The sequence below is a fragment of the Caballeronia sp. DA-9 genome, assembly GCF_051615025.1.
Classification (GTDB): Bacteria; Pseudomonadota; Gammaproteobacteria; order Burkholderiales; family Burkholderiaceae; genus Caballeronia; species Caballeronia sordidicola.
Map to the genome: position 1 here is coordinate 866,949 of NZ_CP195133.1, position 17,957 is coordinate 884,905.

Below are 17,957 nucleotides of genomic sequence, written 5' to 3' on the forward strand. Positions count from 1 at the left end.
CGAGGGGCGCACGATCTGCATCGTGCGCCCCTGGACATTCGGCTGCGAACCAAAGATCAGCCCGTCACCGCGCCCTTGTTCGCTGGCAGCGCCAGTGCGGCATACTTGGCCAGGACGCCGCGGGTATAACGCGGCGCGGGTTTTTTCCACTCGGCGCGCCGGCGTTCGATTTCAGCATCGTCCACGTTCAGTTGCAGGAGCAGCTTGTGGGCGTCGATAGTGATCGAATCGCCTTCCTTGACCAGCGCAATCGTGCCGCCCACGAACGCTTCCGGCGCAACGTGACCCACGACCATGCCCCACGTGCCGCCGGAGAAACGGCCGTCGGTGATGAGGCCCACGGACTCACCCAGCCCCTGGCCGATGATCGCCGAGGTCGGCGCCAGCATTTCCGGCATGCCCGGACCGCCTTGCGGCCCGAGATAACGCAACACCACGATATCCCCCGCCTTGATCTGCCCCGCGACGATCGCGCTCATTGCGCTTTGCTCGTCCTCGAACACGCGCGCCGGGCCCGTGATGACCGGATTCTTCAGGCCGGTGATCTTGGCGACCGCGCCGTCCGTCGCCAGGTTGCCCTTCAGGATCGCGAGGTGGCCTTCGTCGTAAAGCGCTTTGTCGATGGGGAAAATCACGTCCTGGTCAGCGCGCGGTTTCGACGGCACGTCCTTCAGTTCTTCCGCAATGGTCTTGCCCGTGATCGTGATGCAATCGCCGTGCAGCATGCCTGCATCGAGCAGGATCTTGAGCACTTGTGGAATGCCGCCAGCCTTGTGAAGGTCGGTCGCCACGTATTGACCCGATGGCTTCAGGTTGCAGATCACCGGCACTTTCTTGCGCATGCGCTCGAAGTCGTCAATGCTCCATTCGACTTCCGCCGCGTGCGCGATCGCCAGGTAATGCAGCACGGCGTTGGTCGAGCCGCCCGTTGCCATGATCAGCGCGACGGCGTTTTCTATCGATTTCTTCGTGATGATGTCGCGCGGCTTGAGGTCGGCTTTCACGGCTTCGACCAGCACGCGCGCCGATTCCGCCGCGGACGTGACTTTTTCCTCGTCGGGATTGGCCATGGTCGACGAATACATCAGCGACATGCCGAGCGCCTCGAACGACGAGCTCATGGTGTTCGCCGTGTACATGCCGCCGCACGATCCGCTCGACGGACACGCGTTTTTCTCGATGCCGTCGAAATCTTCCTTCGACATGCGTCCGGCCGAGAACTCGCCCACGGCTTCGAACGACGACACGATGGTCAGGTCCTTGCCCTTCCAGTTGCCCGGCCGAATGGTGCCGCCATACACGTAGATGCCCGGCACGTTCATGCGCGCAAGGCCGATCATGCCGCCCGGCATGTTCTTGTCGCAGCCGCCGATCACGACCACGCCGTCCATCCACTGGCCTTGCACCGCTGTTTCAATGCAATCCGCGATCACTTCGCGCGAGACGAGCGAGTACTTCATGCCTTCGGTGCCCATCGACATGCCGTCGGAAATCGTCGGCGTGCCGAAGATCTGCGGATTCGCGTCCGATTTGCGAATGGATTCGACGGCGGCATCGGCCAGTTTTTGCAAACCCGAATTGCACGGCGTAATGGTGGAATGACCGTTCGCTATGCCGATCATCGGCTTGTCGAAGTCTTCCTCCTTGTAGCCGAGGGCGTAATACATAGAGCGGTTCGGGGAACGCGCGACGCCTTGCGTGATGTTTTTCGAGCGGCGATTGAAGGCCATGTGGGGGCTCCTTGAGAATATTTTTTATCTGATCGCAGAAGGATGGAGCTTCTGAGAACGCGTGTCCAATATATTATTCAGGGTCGATTAGGTCGTGGAAGGTATTAGTGGAAACGCGAAACATCGAACTCAGATTGTTGCGATATTTTGTGACCGTTGCGGAGGAAATGCATTTCGGGCGCGCCGCCGCGCGGCTCGCGATGACGCAACCGCCTTTGTCGCAGGCCATCCGCTCGCTCGAAGAGATGCTCGGCGTGGCGCTGTTCGTGCGCACCAAGCGCTCGGTCGAGCTGACGCCGGTTGGCAAGGATTTGCTGCCGGAAGTGCGCCGGCTGCTGGCGGGCGCCGATTCTCTCAGGCCGCTCGCGCAGTCGCTCGCGCGAGGCGAAGCGGGCGTGTTGTCGCTGGCGTTCGTTTCCACCGCGGATTACGGACTGCTGCCGTTGCTGCTGCGCGATTTCGGCGCGCGTTATCCTGGCGTGCGGCTGCAACTCGTGGAAGCAACCAGCGACGTGCAGGTGGAGGAACTGGTCGCCGGGCGTATCGATGCCGGCCTGGTCATTCCGCCCCTGCCGCCGCGCCATGCCGTCGCGCTCTCGTACTTGCCGATCGCTCGCGAGCCGCTTGTCATCGCGATGTCGAGCGACGCCGCCGCCGGACTCGGGCAGGGCGCTGCCGAGTGGTCGGACACGCCGGTGAGCCTCCATCAACTCGCCGATGCCCCGCTCATCGTCTTTCCGCGCCGTCTCGCGCCGGATTTCTATGACATGATTATGGGCTGCTACGGCGCGGCCGGGCTGATGCCGCGTATCGGGCAGGAGGCAATCCAGATGCAGACCATTGTCAGTCTGGTGTCGGCTGGAATGGGCGTCGCGCTCGTGCCGCAGTCGCTGCGTCATCTGCGAAGGACCGGAGTGGTGTATCGTCCGTTGCTCGAATCCGGGCTCGTGGTCGAGACCGGACTCGTCTGGCGCGCGGCGGAGGTCAGCCCGGTGCTCGCCGGTTTTATCGATATAGTGCGCGCTCATGCAGCCACCGTCCCGGCGCTGCCGTGACTTCACCCCGTAAATAGAAACATGCTCATTCACCCGAATTTCGATCCCATCGCCATTCATCTGGGTCCGCTCGCCGTGCGCTGGTATGGCCTCATGTATTTGCTGGCGTTCATCCAGTGCATTGTGATCGGACGGATCCGGCTGCGTCTGCCTTACGTGTCGGCGCAGGGCTGGACCACGAAAGATATCGACGACATCCTGTTTTACGGCGTGCTCGGCACGATCCTGGGCGGCCGGCTGGGCTATGTGGTGTTCTACAAGTCGAGTTTTTATCTCGCCCATCCACTCGATATCTTCAAGGTATGGGAAGGCGGGATGTCCTTTCACGGCGGCATGCTCGGCGTGATTACCGCAATGATCGTGTTCGCGTGGCAGCGCAAGCGCACGTGGCTGCAGGTCACTGATTTCGTCGCGCCCATGGTGCCGCTAGGCCTTGCCGCGGGCCGCTTCGGCAATTTCATCAATGGCGAATTGTGGGGCCGCGTCACGAATCCGAATGCGCCCTGGGCCATGTTGTTCCAGAACGCTTCCGCCGATGACGCCGTCTGGCTGCAAAAGCATCCCGATCTGGATGCGCAGTGGCATCTGCGCGCGATTTTCGACCGATACCAAATGTTGCCGCGCCATCCGTCGCAGTTATATGAGATTGCGCTGGAAGGTTTTGCGTTGTTTATTGTGGTGTGGCTGATATCGAGGAAGCAGCGGCCGGTTGGCGCGATTTCGGCGGTGTTTCTAATTGGTTATGGCGTCGCGCGATTTACCGTGGAGTTTGCTCGTGAGCCGGATGATTATCTCGGCTTGCTGGCTGCAAATCTATCGATGGGCCAATGGCTTTCCCTGCCAATGATTATCGTGGGAATTGGTTTGCTGATCTGGTCGTATAAGAGAGAACGCGCCATGCCTTCAAAACCCGCGAAAGTATCCTGATTGCCGAATCAACTCGCGCAGAACGACAAAAGCCTCGCGCGGAGCGAGGCTTTTTAACGCGTTACCGATGCTCTATTAAACCGTCAAGCCGACGCGTTTAACGATTCATCTGCACCGACCCGGACACATTCACGGTCACGGTCGACGTGCCCGCTTCAAGCGCCATGGGCGCGGCCATCTTTGCGTCTGCGCTCATGCTCCTGGCTGCCATCATCATTACCGGTCTCGGTGACGAGCCGTTATGCCCGATATTCACTTCACGAATTGCATAGCCGCTATAGCCGAACGCCTGCGACGAAGCCTGCGCCTGCTGCTTGAACGAAGCGATTGCCCGCGTGGAAAGCTTTTGCTCCGCCTCGCGCTGCGCCTCGGGCGACAACGAGAAGGTCACGCTGCCCACCTGCATGGAATCGCTCATTTTCCCGGCGAGCTTCGTTGCGACCGTAAAGTCCTTCGATTCCAGCACGACTTCCGTGCGACCGCGCCACGCGGAAATACGGCCGTCGCGATCCGTCGATGGATACACCGTGAACGCGCCGCTATGGGCCGTCACGTTTTCGACGCCCTTCGCCATGCGCAGCGCGGCGTCGGCGCGCTGATTGAGCACGCTCGTCAATGACGCCGCGTCCTTCGCTTCCTGCTCGTAAAACAAGGTGATATCAACGACGTCCTGCGGCACGTCTTCGCTTGCTTGCGCAGAAAGCGACAATACGCCCGAAGGCTGCGCCTGTGTCACCACGCTTTGCGCGGACGCGCCCTGCGCCATGGCAGCGCCAGCAAGCAGGGCAATGGCCGCGAGTGCCGAAGTGGTGTTTTTCTTTGTCATCGATTAACTCCGTATGCATGAGTGCACGTCATTGTGACCGATGCTTAGTTGACGCACGTGCTCACGAAGTTCCCTTCGGTTTCCTTTAATGACGTTACAAAAAATGTTCGGTGATAAAGCGCCATTGCGCCTCGGTCACAGGCGTGATCGATAAACGATTGCCTCGGGCAAGCACCTGCATGTCGGCAAGCTCTGCGTGATCGCGAAGCGCGGAAAGCGGGATGAGCGGTGTCTTCTTGACGAAGTGAACATCGACAAGAAGCCACCGTGGCTTTTCCGGCGATGACTTTGGATCGTAGTAAGGACTGGATGAATCGAACTGCGTGGGATCGGGGTAAGCCGCGGACGATACTTTCGCAATACCGGCAATGCCCGGCTGCGGACAACTCGAGTGGTAAAAGAGAACGCCGTCGCCGATCTGCATGCCGTCGCGCATGAAGTTGCGCGCCTGGTAATTGCGCACGCCAGTCCAGGGCAAGGTTTTTTTCGGAGCATGCGCGAGATGGTCGATGCTCGCTTCGTCCGGTTCTGACTTCATCAGCCAATAGCGCATGAACGTGGCTCGCGGAAAAAGATGCGCTGCTTGAATGTTCACAGCACACCCGTACAAAAAGAAAACGGCATCGGAAAATTTCCGACGCCGTTCGCTTGGGTCAAGCATGTTACGTGCAGCCTTGCGCGCAACTTCACGCATGCTGCTCAATCAGGTCCCCGCCCAAGCCGCTAGGCCGGCATCCTGAACCTGGGTTCAAGATTGGTCGCAGTAAGCAACACCTTGGGCTCATCAGACAGAGTGACGCGCTCGCCAGTGCTACAAGATCCCACAACCGTGCACAATGGCATTGGTTCAAGGAATATATGACCTTGGCAAACCAGGCAGGGAGCAATCACTGTACACCAATCGTCCCGACGATGCAGCACTGATACAGGAAAACTTTATGTCGATTGCATGGCGTCGAACCGTGTGCGCAATGCAATAACGTCCACGACATCACATGCGCCCCAAGCGTTAGCAAACATGTGCACGCTGGAATTCACTGCGCTTCGTATTGTGAAATCACCACGCCAAGCTGTTCATTCATTTGATGCATGGTGCGGCGAATTTCTTCGGCAGGGAACGCTTCGCCGTGACGCACGCTGTTCTGCAACTTGAGCAATTCCGACGCAAGCGACAACGCCGCCATTACCGCAATCCGATCCGTGCCACGCACGCTGCTTGCATTGCGCACCTTCGACATTTCCGCATCCACGCGCGCAACCGCTTCACGCAGTGCACCTTCCGTTTCTGGCGAGCAAGCGAGGCGGTACGGCGCGCCAAGAATGGATACCTCGATCTGCTTGGTCGTCATGCCTTTTCTCCGTGATGGTGTGATTCCTCGTGCAACGCGCCGTGCGCCGCTTCGGCGGTGTCCGGTTCGATGCTGGCATCGGGAGGCAAAAGGGCAAGCTGGTTATCCGGCTCGGGTGCGCTTTTCGCGCGCGGCAATTTTTCGAGAATTGCGTTGAGACGAACTTGCGCATCGTCGATTTTCGCCGATAACGAATCACGCTCCGCCATCAGGGCGTCGCGTTCCTCGCGCATTTGCGCGAGTTCTTCCTGCGCACCCGCAAACTCCGCGCGCAACTGGTCGAGTTGCTGGGCAATTGCGTCATGCGCCTGATGATGGCGTTCGCTGATCTTGATCAGCCGGCCAATATTTTGTGACAGTGATTCGAGTTCGTTGAGCATGTGCTGCGTCCTCTTAAGACCTCGCATTTTAGCGCGCTTCGCTGGCGCTTCAGAAATTTGGTTCGTTTCCAGACGTAACAGCAGTTGGAAGTCAATGCATTGGCGCGAGCCTTTATTCGTAAGGGGAAATGATTTATCCAGTTAAATTCCGCCGCCATTCGACTGCGTGACGGCGAGCCAATCGGCGCTTTTCAAACTACCGCTTCAAATTTGTTCGAAACTTGTCTGACCGCATGAAAACACGGGTGAATCGAACGCCCGATCAAATGCGGCAATGTCCCGCACGGCGGCATGTTCCCGCTTTCTTGACGGGTTCGCGCGCCGCTCTTAAACTCGCGCCACCTTGGTGCTCGCGCACGCTTGATCCAGCATGCGCAGTTAAACGGGAAGCAGGGAGCAAAGTCCGCCTGGACCGCGCCAACCTGCGCTGCCCCCGCAACGGTAAGCGACCGCAACGCAAGTTGCAAGCCGGTCCCACGCGTAACGTCCGGCCGCCTCGCGGCATTTCAACGGCATTTCACGACTCGAAATGGCACGGACGCCACGCTTATGCCACTGCGCCTTTGGCGCGGGAAGGCGGGCCGACGCGTCGTCAGCCCGGATACCGGCCTCGGGGAGAGCATCGCCTCGCGGCCGTGCTCGTCACGCATGGACTTGCGGGGAGCGGGTCGCGCATGCATTTACAGGATCGTCCTACATCATGGTTTCACCCATTACCCGCGCCGTGCTGCTGCTTTGCGGCAGTTTACCCGTTGTCGCGAGTGCCCAGTCCGTATCGGCAACTACCGTGGGTTCCAGCGAACCTGTCACGCTTGCGCCCGTCGTGGTGACGACGACTCGCGCGCCGCAAAAACTCGCCGATTCCATCGCGCAGACAACGCTTTTCGATCAGCAGGATATCGCCGATACTAATGCCACCGACGTCGCCGGCCTGCTCGCGCTCGGCGCAGGCGCGCAGATCACGCGCAACGGCGGCCCGGGTTCGAGCGCGAGCTTGTTCTTGCGCGGTGCGTCGTCGGCGCAGTCGCTCGTGTTGATCGATGGCGTGCGGGTGGAATCCGCCGGACTGGGCGCCGCGCAACTCTCGCAACTCATGCTCGATCAGATCGACCACGTGGAAGTGGTGAACGGTAATGTGTCGGCGCTGTATGGATCGAGTGCGGTGGGCGGCGTCGTGCAGATCTTCACGAAGGACGGCGGCGATCATCCGCCGCGCTTCAACTTCGAGAACGAGGTAGGCAGCTATCACACGCAGCGCCAGCAGGTTGGCGCAAACGGCGCGCTTGATAAAGACGGGCGCACCACCTTCAGCGTGACGCTCTCGCGCGAAAAGACGGACGGGTTTTCATCGATCGATCCGGCAACCTCGCCGAATGTGAACCCGAATGCGAACGGCTATCTCAACGAGAGCGTGTCGGCAACGTTGCGGCACCAGTTCTCGAGCAAATGGGACGCGGGCGTGCGCTTCCTGCAATCAAACGGTATCAATAGTTTCGATAACGCTTTCGGCCTGCCCACCGACGACAACGAATCGCACAACCGCGTGCGCTCTACTTCGGTGTTTGCGAACGGCAAGATCACCGATAACTGGACCACGCATTTCACCGTGGCGCAGGGGCAGGACCGTGCGAACACGGAGTTGAACGGCGTCTACGACAGCAAGTTCAATTCCGAAAACCGTCAATACACCTGGCAGAACGATCTCGCGCTGACGCCGGACCACAAGTTTGTGTTCGGCTATGAACATCTCGACCAGACTCTGGATTCGGATCAGCTCACCGCGCCGGATCGCCATGTGAATTCGGGTTTCGCGGGTTACGTGGGCAACTTCGGCGCGAATCAATTTCAGGCGAACGTGCGGCGCGACCAGTATTCGGATTTTGGCGGCGCCAATAGTTATTACCTCGGCTACGGCTACTATTTCGATGCCCACTGGAAAGCCACGCTCAGCTATTCCGACGCATTCCGCGCGCCGAGCTTCGACGATCTGTACTATCCGTTCAGCGGCAATCCATCGATACAACCCGAGCGCAGCCACTCGGTCGAAGGCGCGCTGCAATATGCATCGGGCGCGGTGGGAATCCTGCGGCTGACCGCATTCCAGACGCGTTACACGAACCTGATCGACTACGTGTCGGACGGCAGCGGCTTTTTTATCGCGCAGAATGTGGGGCGCGCGAAAGTGCAGGGACTTGAAGGATCGTGGCAAGGGCATGTGGGACGCACGGATGTCCGCGCGTCGTTCACGCTGCAAAATCCTGTCGATGAAACCAATCAGCAGGACCTCACGCGCCGCGCCCGGCGTTTTGCGACGCTCGCCGTGAACCGGTCGATAGGCGGCTGGCGCGTCGGCGGCGAATGGATCACGAGCGGCGCACGCGAGGACTTCGATTCCACGCTCGGCGGTTATGGTTTGGTGAATCTGTCGGCGCGGTATGACATCACGAAGTCGTGGTACGTCGGCGCGCGCATCGACAACCTGTTCAACAAGGACTATCAGCTTGCGTATTCGTACAACACGCCACGGCGCGGCGTCTACATCACGCTCGGCTGGCAGCAGCGGTGAAGCGCGATAACGCCAGGCGGATGGCCGCCCCGCGCATGGACGCCCAACGCGCCTTCATGATCTGGATCGCGCTCGCCTTCGCGGCGGCGGCCGTGCTGATTGCGTCGCTGGCAATTGGAAGCGTGCCCGTGTCGCCCGCGCGCGTCATGCATGCGCTTGTATCGCCGGGTAATGACGTGCTCGACGAAATCGTGCGTAGCCTGCGTTTGCCGCGCGCGCTTGGCGGCTTTGCATCGGGCGCGTTGCTCGCGATGGCCGGCGCGCTGCTGCAAGTCCTGCTGCGCAATCCGCTGGCCGAACCGTATGTGCTGGGCGTGTCCGGCGGCGCGGCGGCGTTCGCGCTTGCCGCCATGCTGTTCTCGATGTCATGGTGGAGTGTCGACGTTGCCGCATTCGCCGGCGCGTTTTTATCGATACTGCTCGTCCTCGGCCTTGCCCGGCGAGAGTTATGGCGTGGCGAACCGCAGGATGCATCGCCGAGATTGTTGCTCACCGGCGCGGTGATCGCGGCGGGTTGGGGCGCGTTGATCACACTGATGCTTGCCATTGCGCCCGAGAACCGCCTGCGCGGCATGGTGTTCTGGCTGACCGGCGACCTGAACGGTGTTGCAATGCCCTGGCCCGGGTTGATTGCCTTGGTGATCGCGCTGATCGCGATCGTGCCCGCGGCGCCGCAACTCAACGTGCTGCTGCGCGGCGATATTGCCGCCGAAGCGCTCGGCGTGCGCGTCGTGCGTTTGCGCTTGCGCGTGTATCTGGTGGCGTCGCTCGCGGCTGCCGCCGCTGTTACCACCGCCGGGACGATTGGTTTTATCGGGCTCGTGGTGCCGCATGTCTTGCGGCTCGCGTTCGGTAACGACCAGCGCATGGTGCTGCCTGCATCCGCGCTCGCGGGCGGCTTTGCTGTGATGGGCGCCGACCTGATCGCGCGCACCGTGATTGCTCCGGCGCAGTTGCCAGTGGGCGTCATCACGGCGCTGATCGGCGTGCCGGTATTCTTGTGGATGCTGCTGAGGCGCGTGCGATGAACGGACTTCACGTCAACCAGCTTACCTTGCGCGCAGGGGATCGCGTACTGGTCGCAGCGCTCACGCAGACTTTCGCGCCCGGCGAAATGTGGTGCATCGCGGGGCCGAATGGCGCGGGCAAGACAACCTTGATATCGGCGCTTGCGGGGTTATTGAAGGAAGCCGGGGAATCGATTTCCCTCGATGGACGCGCGCTTCGCGAATGGCGCTCGAATGATCTGGCGCGTCGCCGCGCATTGATGCCCCAAGCTTCGCACGATGCATTCAGCGCGAACGTTCTCGATACGGTCATGCTCAACCGCTTTCCGCATCTGACCGGCTGGGGTTGGGAGAGCGACGCGGATCGTGCGGCCGCGCACGGGGCGCTGGAAACGCTGGACCTCGCCGCATTTGCGTCACGCGATATCCAGTCGCTTTCCGGCGGCGAACGTCAACGCGTTGCACTGGCCGCGGCCTTATGCCAGGAGGCGCCGCTTTTATTGCTCGATGAACCGCTTTCGCATCTCGACCTGCATCATCAGATCGATTGTCTCGAAGCGTTGAGCGCGTGGGTCACGACTCGCGAACGCAGCGTGATTTTCTCGTGCCACGATTTGAACCTTGCCCGGCGTTTCGCCACGCACGCCTTGCTGCTCGATGGCGCTGGCCACGCGCACGCAGGCCTCGCGCGCGAGGTCCTTACGCCCGAGCGCGCCGGCGCCGCATTCGGTTATCCGCTAACCTTGATCCAGCAGGACGGACACGAAGCGCTCGTGCCTGCCCTGCGTCCAATGTTCAAATCACCATGAACCCGACCATGCCCGACACATTTCCCCGCGCTGAACCGCTCGACCGGTCGGCGACAGCCGAGTTGCAACACGTCATCGATACCAAGACAAAACCGCCCGGAAGCCTTGGCCGGCTGGAATCGCTTGGCCTTCAGATCGGGCTGATCCAACGGACGGCGCGCCCGCGTATCGAGCGTCCGGTCATGATCGTTTTCGCCGGCGATCACGGCATTGCAGCCGAAGGCGTAAGTCCGTTTCCGCAAGAAGTGACCGTGCAGATGGTCGCGAATTTCGTCGTGGGCGGGGCGGCGATCAACGCGTTGTCGAAGGTATCGGGCATGACGCTCGAAGTCGTGGACGCGGGCGTGGCGAGCACATTGCCGCCGGCCGAAGGGTTTGTCGACGCCGCCATCCGCCGCGGCGGCACGCGCAACTTCGCCCACGAACCTGCCATGACGCGCGACGAGGCGTTGCAGGCCATCGCGCGTGGCGCAGAACGCGTGCGGTATCACGCGGCGCTTGGCACCAATGTGATCGGCTTCGGTGAAATGGGCATCGCGAATACGTCGGCGGCGGCGTGCTTGATGAGCCGTATCTGTGCGGTAGAAATAGATGCGTGCGTTGGGCGCGGCACCGGACTCGACGACGCCGGCCTGAACCGCAAGCGCGACGTGCTCGCAGCGGCGTTGAAAAAGCACGCTGTGTCCGCTGATTCAGTCGATACGCTCGCGACCTTTGGCGGCTTTGAAATCGCGATGATCGTGGGCGGTTTTCTCGCGGCGGCCGAAGCGCGGATGACGATTCTGGTGGATGGTTTTATCGTGACGTCGGCGCTGCTCGTCGCCCACGCAATCAATCCTGCCGTGCTCGATTACTGCGTGTTCGCGCATGCATCGGATGAAACGGGGCATCGGCGGATGCTCGACTATTTCGACGCAAAGCCCTTGCTGCAGCTTGGGCTTCGGCTTGGCGAAGGAACCGGCGCGGCGCTCGCGTTGCCGTTGTTGCGCGCAGCGGTGGCGTTCATCAACGAGATGGCGAGCTTCGAATCGGCCGGCGTTTCCGACAAGACCGCGTGATGCCTCCATGAACCGGCCTTCGCGGGAACTTCGATATTTCTTCACCGCGCTCGGGTATTTCACCCGCGTGCCGGTGCCGCGTTGGGTCGGCTTCGAGGCGGATTATCTGAACGCGGCGGCACGCTATTTTCCGTTGATCGGCGTGTTGATTGGCGGCTTTGGCGCAGTGGTTTATCTCGCTGCATTGCGGGTTTTTCCAGCGGGCGTGGCCGTGTTGTTATCGATGGCGGCAACGCTGCTCATAACCGGCGCGTTCCATGAAGACGGGCTGGCGGATTGCGCCGATGCGTTCGGCGGCGCTTATACCCGCGACGACACGCTGCGCATCATGCACGACTCGCGCATTGGCGCGTTCGGGGCGATTGCGTTGATCGTGGCGCTGGCTTTGAAATGGCAGACGCTGGCTTCAATGTTGCCTTTACGTACCTCCTGGATGATCGTCGCCGCGCACGCCGCAAGCCGCACCTTCGCGATTAGCTACCTCTGCACGCTCGATTATGTCCGTGCCGAAGGCAAGGCGAAACCGGTCGCGCAGAAGATGAGTGCTGGCGCATTCATGTTGGCGGCGGTGATCGGATTGCCCTGGTTGTTCTGGCCCGACTGGCGGCTTGGCTGCGTGACGATCGTGGCGCTGGGCGCGATGCGGTTTTTTATCGGGCGGTATTTTGTCAGGCGCATCGGCGGTTATACCGGCGATTGCCTCGGCTTCGCACAGCAGCTTTTTGAACTCGCAATCTACCTGACCGGACTTGCATGGATCTCGTCCTGATTCGTCATCCGGCGGTGGGTATCGATGCCGGGATTTGCTATGGCCGCACGGATGTTCCGCTTCGTGCGAACGCCGCCGAATCCGCGCGTCTGCTGAGCGAGCGTTTGCAGACGTTGAAAGTGCCCGACGCCAGCGGCGGTTTATACACAAGCCCCTTGAGCCGATGCCGCTTGTTAGCTGAAGCATTAGGCCCCGTCCACGCCTGCGATGCACGGTTGCAGGAACTCGATTTCGGCGCATGGGAAGGGCAGCGATGGGACGGCCTGGATCGCGCGATGCTCGATGCATGGGCGGCCGATCTGGAGCACGCGCGCGAGCATGGCGGCGAGAGTGTCGCGCAGTTTGCGAAGCGGGTTGCCGGTTGGGCGGATTCGGTTTGTACGGCTGACCACGAAGGCCCGGTTCACGTCATCACTCATGCTGGCGTCATGCGCGTCCTGACGGGGCATCTTCTTGGCATTGCGCGTGCAAACGTCATTCAATGGCCGCTGGATTTCGGCGCGATCGTGTGGCTCAGGCGCGCGCGCGGCCAATGGCTTCTCGTGCGATGGAACGCCTGAACCTACTTCGGACGCCGCATTCTGGCCGCGGCGAGATCCTCGCATAAGGCTGCGGCGCCAAGCGCAAGCCGCGGTGTTGGCCGGTTGATCAAATCGCCGTCGATACCAAACAGGTTGCCGCGCGCGACCGCTTTCATGGAAGGCCATTTGCGCCATGTTTCCAGCGATGGCAACGCGCGCTCCGATTTCGTCGCGCCCTGCGTAGCCGTGACGATGGCTTCCGGATCGGCGGCGAGCACGGCTTCGGTCGAGATTGTCGGCACGAGCGGTTTCAGGCCGGCAAAAACATTGCGCCCGCCGCAGAGTTCAATGACTTCGCTGACCGTGTTCGAACCGTTGAGCGTCATCAGCGGATCATCCCAGACCTGATAGAACACGCTTACGGGCGATTGCGTTGCATAACGCGTTCGCAAGTTGCCGATGTCACGGCGAAACGCGTTCGACGCGGTGTTCGCTTCAGTCGACGTGCCGAGCAGGACGCCGAGTTTATCGATGGTCGCGGGGATATCGTCGAGTGTGTGCGGCTCGCTGAAGAACAGCGGCACGTGCAGTTCGCGCAACCTGTCGAGTTGCCGCAGCGCATTGCCATGCCGCCACACGACGATCAGATCGGGTTTCATCGCGACGATGCGTTCGAGGTCGAGCGATTTATTGTCGCCTACGCGCGGTATCGATCTGGCCTGCGGCGGGTAATCGCTGTAGTTCACCGCGCCGACAATGCGATCGCCGCCGCCCGCAGCAAAGAGCAGTTCGGTGACGTGCGGCGCGAGGCTGACGATGCGTTGCGCCGGAGCGCTCAATGTGACGGCTGTGCCGGCGTCGTCGGTGACGGTGAGTGCGTGCGCTTGGAAGGAAGCAGCAAAAAGGAACAGCGCAACAAGCGAGCGAAAGGTCATGCCTTTACCTGCAGCACGGCTGTTTTGAACGCGTGTTCAAACCGGGTCCATTGAGCGTCCGATCCTGTCAGCCCGATCCGCAAACTCGGCGATGCGCCATGTTCGAAAAGCCGCGTCCAGATCCCTTGTACGGCCAGCGCGTGCTGCAAGTCCGCGGCCTTCGCCGTCTCGAACCATGCGAAAAGCGGCGTTGAATGGGGATCGAAACCGAGAGCACGGATCAATGCCGCAAGCCTCGCGCTATCGCGTGCCAGCGTTGCGCGAGTTTCCTTCTGCCACGCGCGGTCGTTGAAAGCCGCCGACACCGCGTGACGTGCCGGACCGCTCACCGTCCATGCGCCGAGCGTGTTGTTCAACGCATCGCGCAGAGGTTGCGCGACCAGGACGAAGCCCGCGCGAATCCCCGCCAGCCCAAAGAACTTGCCAACCGAACGCAGCACGATCAATCCCTCGCGCCCGGTTTCCGCCGCGAGAGAAGCATTGTCATAAGCGTCGGCGAAGGCCTCATCGACGATCAAGGTGCCGTCGCGCGCTGTCAGTTGTTCATGCCAACCCAGCAAGACATCTCGTTCTGTACGCTCGGCCGTCGGATTGTTAGGATTCGAAACGATTACGTGATCGACATCTTTGGGTAGATCGCCGGACGTCACATCGAGCGGCACGATCCGATGCCCCGCGCGTCGAAACGCCGGGGCGTACTCGCCGTAAGTCAGCGGCGCGACCGCCGCGACGCCTTTTCGGAGCAGTCCAGGCAACGCGCGGATCGCGGCCTGACTCCCGGCGACAGGCAACGCTCCCGGCGCGCCATAGTGGCTCGCCGCGAGTTCGGCGAAACCATCGGCATCTTCGGGCAAACGGCGCCATGCATCGGCCGGAACAGCCGGAACCGGATAAGCGCGCGGATTGATTCCCGTCGACAAATCCAGCCAGTCAGCGAGCGCGATTCCATACCGGCGCGCCGCTTCGTGCAAGTTTCCGCCGTGTTGGATCGGTTCAGCCATGAAGCCCCACGCTCATGAAAGCCAGCACCAGCAATAACACGAGCCAGAGCAGCGTCGTCCGATCGACCAGCCGCAGCGCCGCGACCACGTGCTGCGGCGTCGCGGTCATGCCGAAGCCCAGCACCGGCCGCGTTTCGAGTGTGCCGTGATACATCGCGGCGCCGCCGAGCAGAACGTTCAAGCTCCCCGCGCCCGACGCCATGACCGGTCCCGCGTTCGGGCTGTCCCACAGCGGCGCTTGCGTGCGCCAGCAATTCCACGCCGTGCGGGTATCGCCGAGAAGGGCGTAGCTTGCCGCCGTGAGCCGCGCGGGCACGTAGTTCAGGACATCGTCGAAACGGGCGGCCGCCCAGCCGAAGCGCGAATAACGCGGCGTCCTGTAGCCCCACATGGCGTCGAGCGTGTTGGCGAGCCGGAACATCAGCGCGCCCGGACCGCCCGCGATCACGAACCAGAAGAGCGCGCCGAAGATCGCATCGTTACCGTTTTCCAGCGCGGATTCGACGGCGGCGCGTGAAAGCGCGGCTTCGTCGGCATTGGCGGTTTCACGCGATACGATGCGCGCCGTCAGCGTACGTGCTTGCGCAAGATCGCCGCGGCCGAGCGCGCGGGCGATCGGCACGATGTGATCGCGCAGGCTTTTCGCGCCGAGCGCGAACCACAGGAGCGCGACGTGCACGGCGCAGGCAGCGGCGAAGGGCAGCACGCTCACTAGAATCCAGCTGATCAAAACGGGCGGCACGACAGCCGCGAACCACGCGAGGATTCCTGCTGGCCGCGCCCGGAATCCCGTGTTCATCCGGGCTTCAATGCGCGTCGCCAGCCGTCCGAACGCAACCAGCGGGTGACGCGTTGCGGGTTCACCAAAAATCCTGTCGATAACCACGCCCGCTATGGCGAGCATTGCCGTGACGTAAAAGGAGAGCAGTGCCATGTCAGCCCTTGAGCATGAGTGGCAGGCCTGCCACCATCATGGTCACATGCGCGCTCGCGGCGGCGACGCGCTGGTTCAGGCGGCCGAGTTCGTCCACATAGAGGCGCGTGACGGAGCCCATCGGCACGACGCCAAGTCCTATCTCGTTGCTCACCACGATCACTTTTCCCTTGACGTGCGACAGGGCGGCGTCGAAGGCGCTGAATGCTTGAAGCGGCGGGCCGTCGGGCGTGGTTCCATCGGCGGGGAAAAGCAGGTTGGCAAGCCACAGCGTCAGGCAGTCGATCAGCACGACATGTCCCTCGCGATCCAGCTCGCGCAGCGCGCGCCCAAGATCCAGCGGCGCTTCGACCAGCGCCCAATGCGCTGGCCGGCGTTCGCGATGCAACGCCACGCGCGCCGCGAATTCGCTGTCGTTTTCGTCGATGCGCGCGGTGGCCACATAAGTGACGGGCAGACCACTTTCAGCGGCAATCCGTTCGGCAAACGCGCTCTTGCCCGAACGTGCGCCGCCGAGAATGAAGGTGAGGTCGGGTGAAGTCATCGCAATATTGTACCGGCGGGCGCTACCATAGCGGCTTCCGTTAAACCGGCAACTACCATGCAATTCGCACCGCGCGGCACGCTGATGATCCAGGGCACGACCTCCGATGCCGGCAAAAGCACGCTGGTCGCGGGCCTTTGCCGGCTGGCGCGGCGCGGCGGGATGAAGGTCGCGCCGTTCAAGCCGCAGAACATGGCGCTCAACAGCGCGGTCACCGTGGATGGCGGCGAAATCGGCCGCGCCCAGGCATTGCAGGCGATCGCGGCGGGTGTCGATGCCGAAATCGACTTCAATCCGGTGCTGCTCAAGCCAACGAGCGATCGCCGCGCGCAGGTGATCATCCACGGCCACGCGCACGCCAATCTCGACGCCCGCGCGTACCACGCGTACAAAACCATCGCCTTCGATGCCGTGCTCGCCTCGTACGCCCGCCTGCAGCAACGGTTCGACGCGATCATCGTGGAAGGCGCAGGAAGTCCGGCCGAAGTGAACCTGCGGGACCGGGACATTGCCAATATGGGTTTTGCCGAGCGCGTGGATTGCCCGGTCGTGCTGGTGGCGGATATAGACCGTGGCGGCGTGTTCGCGCATTTGCTCGGGACGCTCGCGTGTTTGTCAGAGTCCGAGCGGGCGCGCGTTCGCGGTTTCGTGATCAACCGTTTTCGCGGTGACATCAGCTTGCTGCAACCCGGTTTGGACTGGCTCGAAGCGCAGACCGGCAAGCCGGTGCTGGGCGTCGTGCCATACCTGCACGGGCTTACGCTCGACGCCGAGGATATGCTGCCGAGCCAGTTGCACACCCGCGGCGACGGCGCCGAGGTGCTGAAGGTGATCGTCCCAGCGTTGCCGCGCATCAGCAATCACACCGATTTCGATGCATTGCGCGCGCATCCCCAAGTGGATTTTTCATACGTGCGCGCCGGGACCGCGCCGCCGCCGGCCGATCTGATCGTGCTGCCGGGATCGAAAAGCGTGCAGCGCGATCTGGCGTGGCTGCGCGAAAACGGCTGGGACAGGGCGATTGAACGGCATCTTCGATACGGCGGCAAAGTCCTGGGAATTTGTGGCGGCATGCAAATGCTGGGCCGTTCGGTCGATGACCCCAACGGTTTCGAAGGTCCCGCCGGCTGCGTGAACGGCCTGGGACTGCTGGAACTCGATACCACGCTGACCGCCGACAAACTGCTCGATAACGTAAGTGGCCGGCTGACCATTGGCGGCGTGCCGTCACCGGTTCGCGGCTACGAAATCCACATGGGCCGCACGTCGGGCGCGGCGCTCGCCCGGCCGGCCGTCATGCTGGAAGGCGAGCGCCCGGACGGCGCCATCTCCGCCGATAACCAGATCGCCGCGACCTACCTTCATGGCGTCTTCGATACCCCCGAAGCCTGCGCGGCGCTGCTTGAATGGGCCGGTTTGCGCGACGCGCAGAAGCTCGACTACTCGGCACTGCGCGAGGCCTCGCTGGACCGTCTTGCCGATACCCTCGGGGAATCGCTGGACCTCGAAGCGCTCGCGGCGTTATTCGGCTGAAGGCCGCTGCGGA

The 17,957-nt window shown here is 62.0% G+C and carries 18 protein-coding genes, 1 other RNA gene and 1 riboswitch; of the genes, 9 read left to right on the forward strand and 10 right to left on the reverse strand.

Going from position 1 to position 17,957, the window contains the following annotated elements; translation table 11 throughout:
• Nucleotides 1–56: 56 nt before the first annotated feature.
• Nucleotides 57–1,730, reverse strand: a complete 1,674-nt coding sequence (gene ilvD / locus ACRWA7_RS20120; protein ID WP_438395687.1) for a dihydroxy-acid dehydratase — start codon at nt 1,728–1,730, stop codon at nt 57–59.
• Between the two features lie 107 nt (nt 1,731–1,837).
• Between ilvD and ACRWA7_RS20125 the strand changes: the two genes are divergently transcribed.
• Entirely contained in the window at nt 1,838–2,785 is a 948-nt protein-coding gene (locus ACRWA7_RS20125) for a LysR substrate-binding domain-containing protein (RefSeq protein WP_438395688.1), read from the forward strand.
• Nucleotides 2,786–2,806: 21 nt separating this feature from the next.
• Nucleotides 2,807–3,712 (forward strand): prolipoprotein diacylglyceryl transferase, encoded by a 906-nt coding sequence (lgt, locus tag ACRWA7_RS20130; RefSeq protein ID WP_438395689.1) that lies wholly within the window; start codon nt 2,807–2,809, stop codon nt 3,710–3,712.
• Between the two features lie 97 nt (nt 3,713–3,809).
• Here lgt and ACRWA7_RS20135 read toward each other — a convergent pair whose 3' ends face one another.
• The 5 genes from ACRWA7_RS20135 to ACRWA7_RS20155 all read right to left on the reverse strand — a co-directional run bounded on the left by ACRWA7_RS20135 (nt 3,810) and on the right by ACRWA7_RS20155 (nt 6,267).
• Nucleotides 3,810–4,538 (reverse strand): SIMPL domain-containing protein, encoded by a 729-nt coding sequence (locus ACRWA7_RS20135; protein ID WP_438395690.1) that lies wholly within the window; start codon nt 4,536–4,538, stop codon nt 3,810–3,812.
• A gap of 94 nt (nt 4,539–4,632) precedes the next feature.
• Nucleotides 4,633–5,091: an EVE domain-containing protein gene (locus ACRWA7_RS20140; RefSeq protein ID WP_060856846.1), complete on the reverse strand. Its 459-nt coding sequence runs from the start codon at nt 5,089–5,091 to the stop codon at nt 4,633–4,635.
• A 151-nt stretch (nt 5,092–5,242) separates the two neighbouring features.
• Nucleotides 5,243–5,424: non-coding RNA, 6S RNA (ssrS, locus tag ACRWA7_RS20145), on the reverse strand.
• A gap of 148 nt (nt 5,425–5,572) precedes the next feature.
• The gene (locus ACRWA7_RS20150; RefSeq protein ID WP_213762470.1) at nt 5,573–5,887 is read right to left on the reverse strand and encodes a cell division protein ZapA; all 315 of its coding nucleotides are present in this window, start codon (nt 5,885–5,887) and stop codon (nt 5,573–5,575) included.
• A complete protein-coding gene (locus tag ACRWA7_RS20155) occupies nt 5,884–6,267 on the reverse strand; it encodes an ATPase (protein ID WP_438395692.1) in 384 nt (127 codons plus the stop codon). Before ACRWA7_RS20155 ends, ACRWA7_RS20150 begins: the two co-directional genes overlap by 4 nt.
• Nucleotides 6,268–6,594: 327 nt before the next feature.
• Nucleotides 6,595–6,895: riboswitch (cobalamin riboswitch) on the forward strand.
• A gap of 72 nt (nt 6,896–6,967) precedes the next feature.
• Between ACRWA7_RS20155 and ACRWA7_RS20160 the strand changes: the two genes are divergently transcribed.
• From ACRWA7_RS20160 to cobC, 6 genes are read left to right on the forward strand one after another with little or no spacing between them, the layout of a single operon-like run.
• Nucleotides 6,968–8,833, forward strand: a complete 1,866-nt coding sequence (locus ACRWA7_RS20160) for a TonB-dependent receptor domain-containing protein (protein ID WP_438395694.1) — start codon at nt 6,968–6,970, stop codon at nt 8,831–8,833.
• A gap of 35 nt (nt 8,834–8,868) precedes the next feature.
• Nucleotides 8,869–9,861 (forward strand): FecCD family ABC transporter permease, encoded by a 993-nt coding sequence (locus ACRWA7_RS20165; RefSeq protein WP_438395696.1) that lies wholly within the window; start codon nt 8,869–8,871, stop codon nt 9,859–9,861.
• Nucleotides 9,858–10,649, forward strand: coding sequence for an ABC transporter ATP-binding protein (locus ACRWA7_RS20170; protein WP_438395697.1), 792 nt, complete (start codon nt 9,858–9,860; stop codon nt 10,647–10,649). Before ACRWA7_RS20165 ends, ACRWA7_RS20170 begins: the two co-directional genes overlap by 4 nt.
• A gap of 8 nt (nt 10,650–10,657) precedes the next feature.
• The gene (gene cobT, locus ACRWA7_RS20175; RefSeq protein ID WP_438395699.1) at nt 10,658–11,707 is read left to right on the forward strand and encodes a nicotinate-nucleotide--dimethylbenzimidazole phosphoribosyltransferase; all 1,050 of its coding nucleotides are present in this window, start codon (nt 10,658–10,660) and stop codon (nt 11,705–11,707) included.
• Nucleotides 11,708–11,714: 7 nt separating this feature from the next.
• Nucleotides 11,715–12,476 (forward strand): adenosylcobinamide-GDP ribazoletransferase, encoded by a 762-nt coding sequence (locus ACRWA7_RS20180; RefSeq protein ID WP_438395700.1) that lies wholly within the window; start codon nt 11,715–11,717, stop codon nt 12,474–12,476.
• Nucleotides 12,461–13,036, forward strand: a complete 576-nt coding sequence (gene cobC / locus ACRWA7_RS20185; protein ID WP_438395702.1) for an alpha-ribazole phosphatase — start codon at nt 12,461–12,463, stop codon at nt 13,034–13,036. The genes ACRWA7_RS20180 and cobC overlap by 16 nt, the downstream gene beginning before the upstream one ends.
• Before the next feature lie 2 nt (nt 13,037–13,038).
• On the opposite strand, the gene ACRWA7_RS20190 is transcribed toward cobC, so the two are convergent.
• The 4 genes from ACRWA7_RS20190 to cobU are packed head-to-tail and all read right to left on the reverse strand — an operon-like array spanning nt 13,039 to nt 16,411.
• Nucleotides 13,039–13,932: a cobalamin-binding protein gene (locus ACRWA7_RS20190; protein ID WP_438395704.1), complete on the reverse strand. Its 894-nt coding sequence runs from the start codon at nt 13,930–13,932 to the stop codon at nt 13,039–13,041.
• The gene (gene cobD / locus ACRWA7_RS20195) at nt 13,929–14,933 is read right to left on the reverse strand and encodes a threonine-phosphate decarboxylase CobD (RefSeq protein WP_438395705.1); all 1,005 of its coding nucleotides are present in this window, start codon (nt 14,931–14,933) and stop codon (nt 13,929–13,931) included. The genes ACRWA7_RS20190 and cobD overlap by 4 nt, the downstream gene beginning before the upstream one ends.
• Entirely contained in the window at nt 14,926–15,867 is a 942-nt protein-coding gene (gene cbiB, locus ACRWA7_RS20200; protein ID WP_438395707.1) for an adenosylcobinamide-phosphate synthase CbiB, read from the reverse strand. The genes cobD and cbiB overlap by 8 nt, the downstream gene beginning before the upstream one ends.
• A 1-nt stretch (nt 15,868) precedes the next feature.
• Nucleotides 15,869–16,411 (reverse strand): bifunctional adenosylcobinamide kinase/adenosylcobinamide-phosphate guanylyltransferase, encoded by a 543-nt coding sequence (gene cobU / locus ACRWA7_RS20205; protein ID WP_060856856.1) that lies wholly within the window; start codon nt 16,409–16,411, stop codon nt 15,869–15,871.
• A gap of 57 nt (nt 16,412–16,468) precedes the next feature.
• Between cobU and ACRWA7_RS20210 the strand changes: the two genes are divergently transcribed.
• Nucleotides 16,469–17,944 carry a cobyric acid synthase gene (locus ACRWA7_RS20210; RefSeq protein WP_438395708.1) on the forward strand — a complete coding sequence of 492 codons (1,476 nt, stop codon included), beginning with the start codon at nt 16,469–16,471 and terminating at the stop codon, nt 17,942–17,944.
• Nucleotides 17,945–17,957 lie beyond the last annotated feature (13 nt).

Excerpts from the sequence above, each read along its gene's own strand:
- ilvD (WP_438395687.1), bottom strand. The coding sequence starts at position 1,730 with ATGGCCTTCAATCGCCGCTCGAAAAACATCACGCAAGGCGTCGCGCGT.
- lgt (WP_438395689.1), top strand. The coding sequence starts at position 2,807 with ATGCTCATTCACCCGAATTTCGATCCCATCGCCATTCATCTGGGTCCG.
- ACRWA7_RS20135 (WP_438395690.1), bottom strand. The coding sequence starts at position 4,538 with ATGACAAAGAAAAACACCACTTCGGCACTCGCGGCCATTGCCCTGCTT.
- ACRWA7_RS20140 (WP_060856846.1), bottom strand. The coding sequence starts at position 5,091 with ATGCGCTATTGGCTGATGAAGTCAGAACCGGACGAAGCGAGCATCGAC.
- ACRWA7_RS20150 (WP_213762470.1), bottom strand. The coding sequence starts at position 5,887 with ATGACGACCAAGCAGATCGAGGTATCCATTCTTGGCGCGCCGTACCGC.
- ACRWA7_RS20155 (WP_438395692.1), bottom strand. The coding sequence starts at position 6,267 with ATGCTCAACGAACTCGAATCACTGTCACAAAATATTGGCCGGCTGATC.
- ACRWA7_RS20160 (WP_438395694.1), top strand. The coding sequence starts at position 6,968 with ATGGTTTCACCCATTACCCGCGCCGTGCTGCTGCTTTGCGGCAGTTTA.
- ACRWA7_RS20165 (WP_438395696.1), top strand. The coding sequence starts at position 8,869 with ATGGACGCCCAACGCGCCTTCATGATCTGGATCGCGCTCGCCTTCGCG.
- ACRWA7_RS20170 (WP_438395697.1), top strand. The coding sequence starts at position 9,858 with ATGAACGGACTTCACGTCAACCAGCTTACCTTGCGCGCAGGGGATCGC.
- cobT (WP_438395699.1), top strand. The coding sequence starts at position 10,658 with ATGCCCGACACATTTCCCCGCGCTGAACCGCTCGACCGGTCGGCGACA.
- ACRWA7_RS20180 (WP_438395700.1), top strand. The coding sequence starts at position 11,715 with ATGAACCGGCCTTCGCGGGAACTTCGATATTTCTTCACCGCGCTCGGG.
- cobC (WP_438395702.1), top strand. The coding sequence starts at position 12,461 with ATGGATCTCGTCCTGATTCGTCATCCGGCGGTGGGTATCGATGCCGGG.
- ACRWA7_RS20190 (WP_438395704.1), bottom strand. The coding sequence starts at position 13,932 with ATGACCTTTCGCTCGCTTGTTGCGCTGTTCCTTTTTGCTGCTTCCTTC.
- cobD (WP_438395705.1), bottom strand. The coding sequence starts at position 14,933 with ATGGCTGAACCGATCCAACACGGCGGAAACTTGCACGAAGCGGCGCGC.
- cbiB (WP_438395707.1), bottom strand. The coding sequence starts at position 15,867 with ATGGCACTGCTCTCCTTTTACGTCACGGCAATGCTCGCCATAGCGGGC.
- cobU (WP_060856856.1), bottom strand. The coding sequence starts at position 16,411 with ATGACTTCACCCGACCTCACCTTCATTCTCGGCGGCGCACGTTCGGGC.
- ACRWA7_RS20210 (WP_438395708.1), top strand. The coding sequence starts at position 16,469 with ATGCAATTCGCACCGCGCGGCACGCTGATGATCCAGGGCACGACCTCC.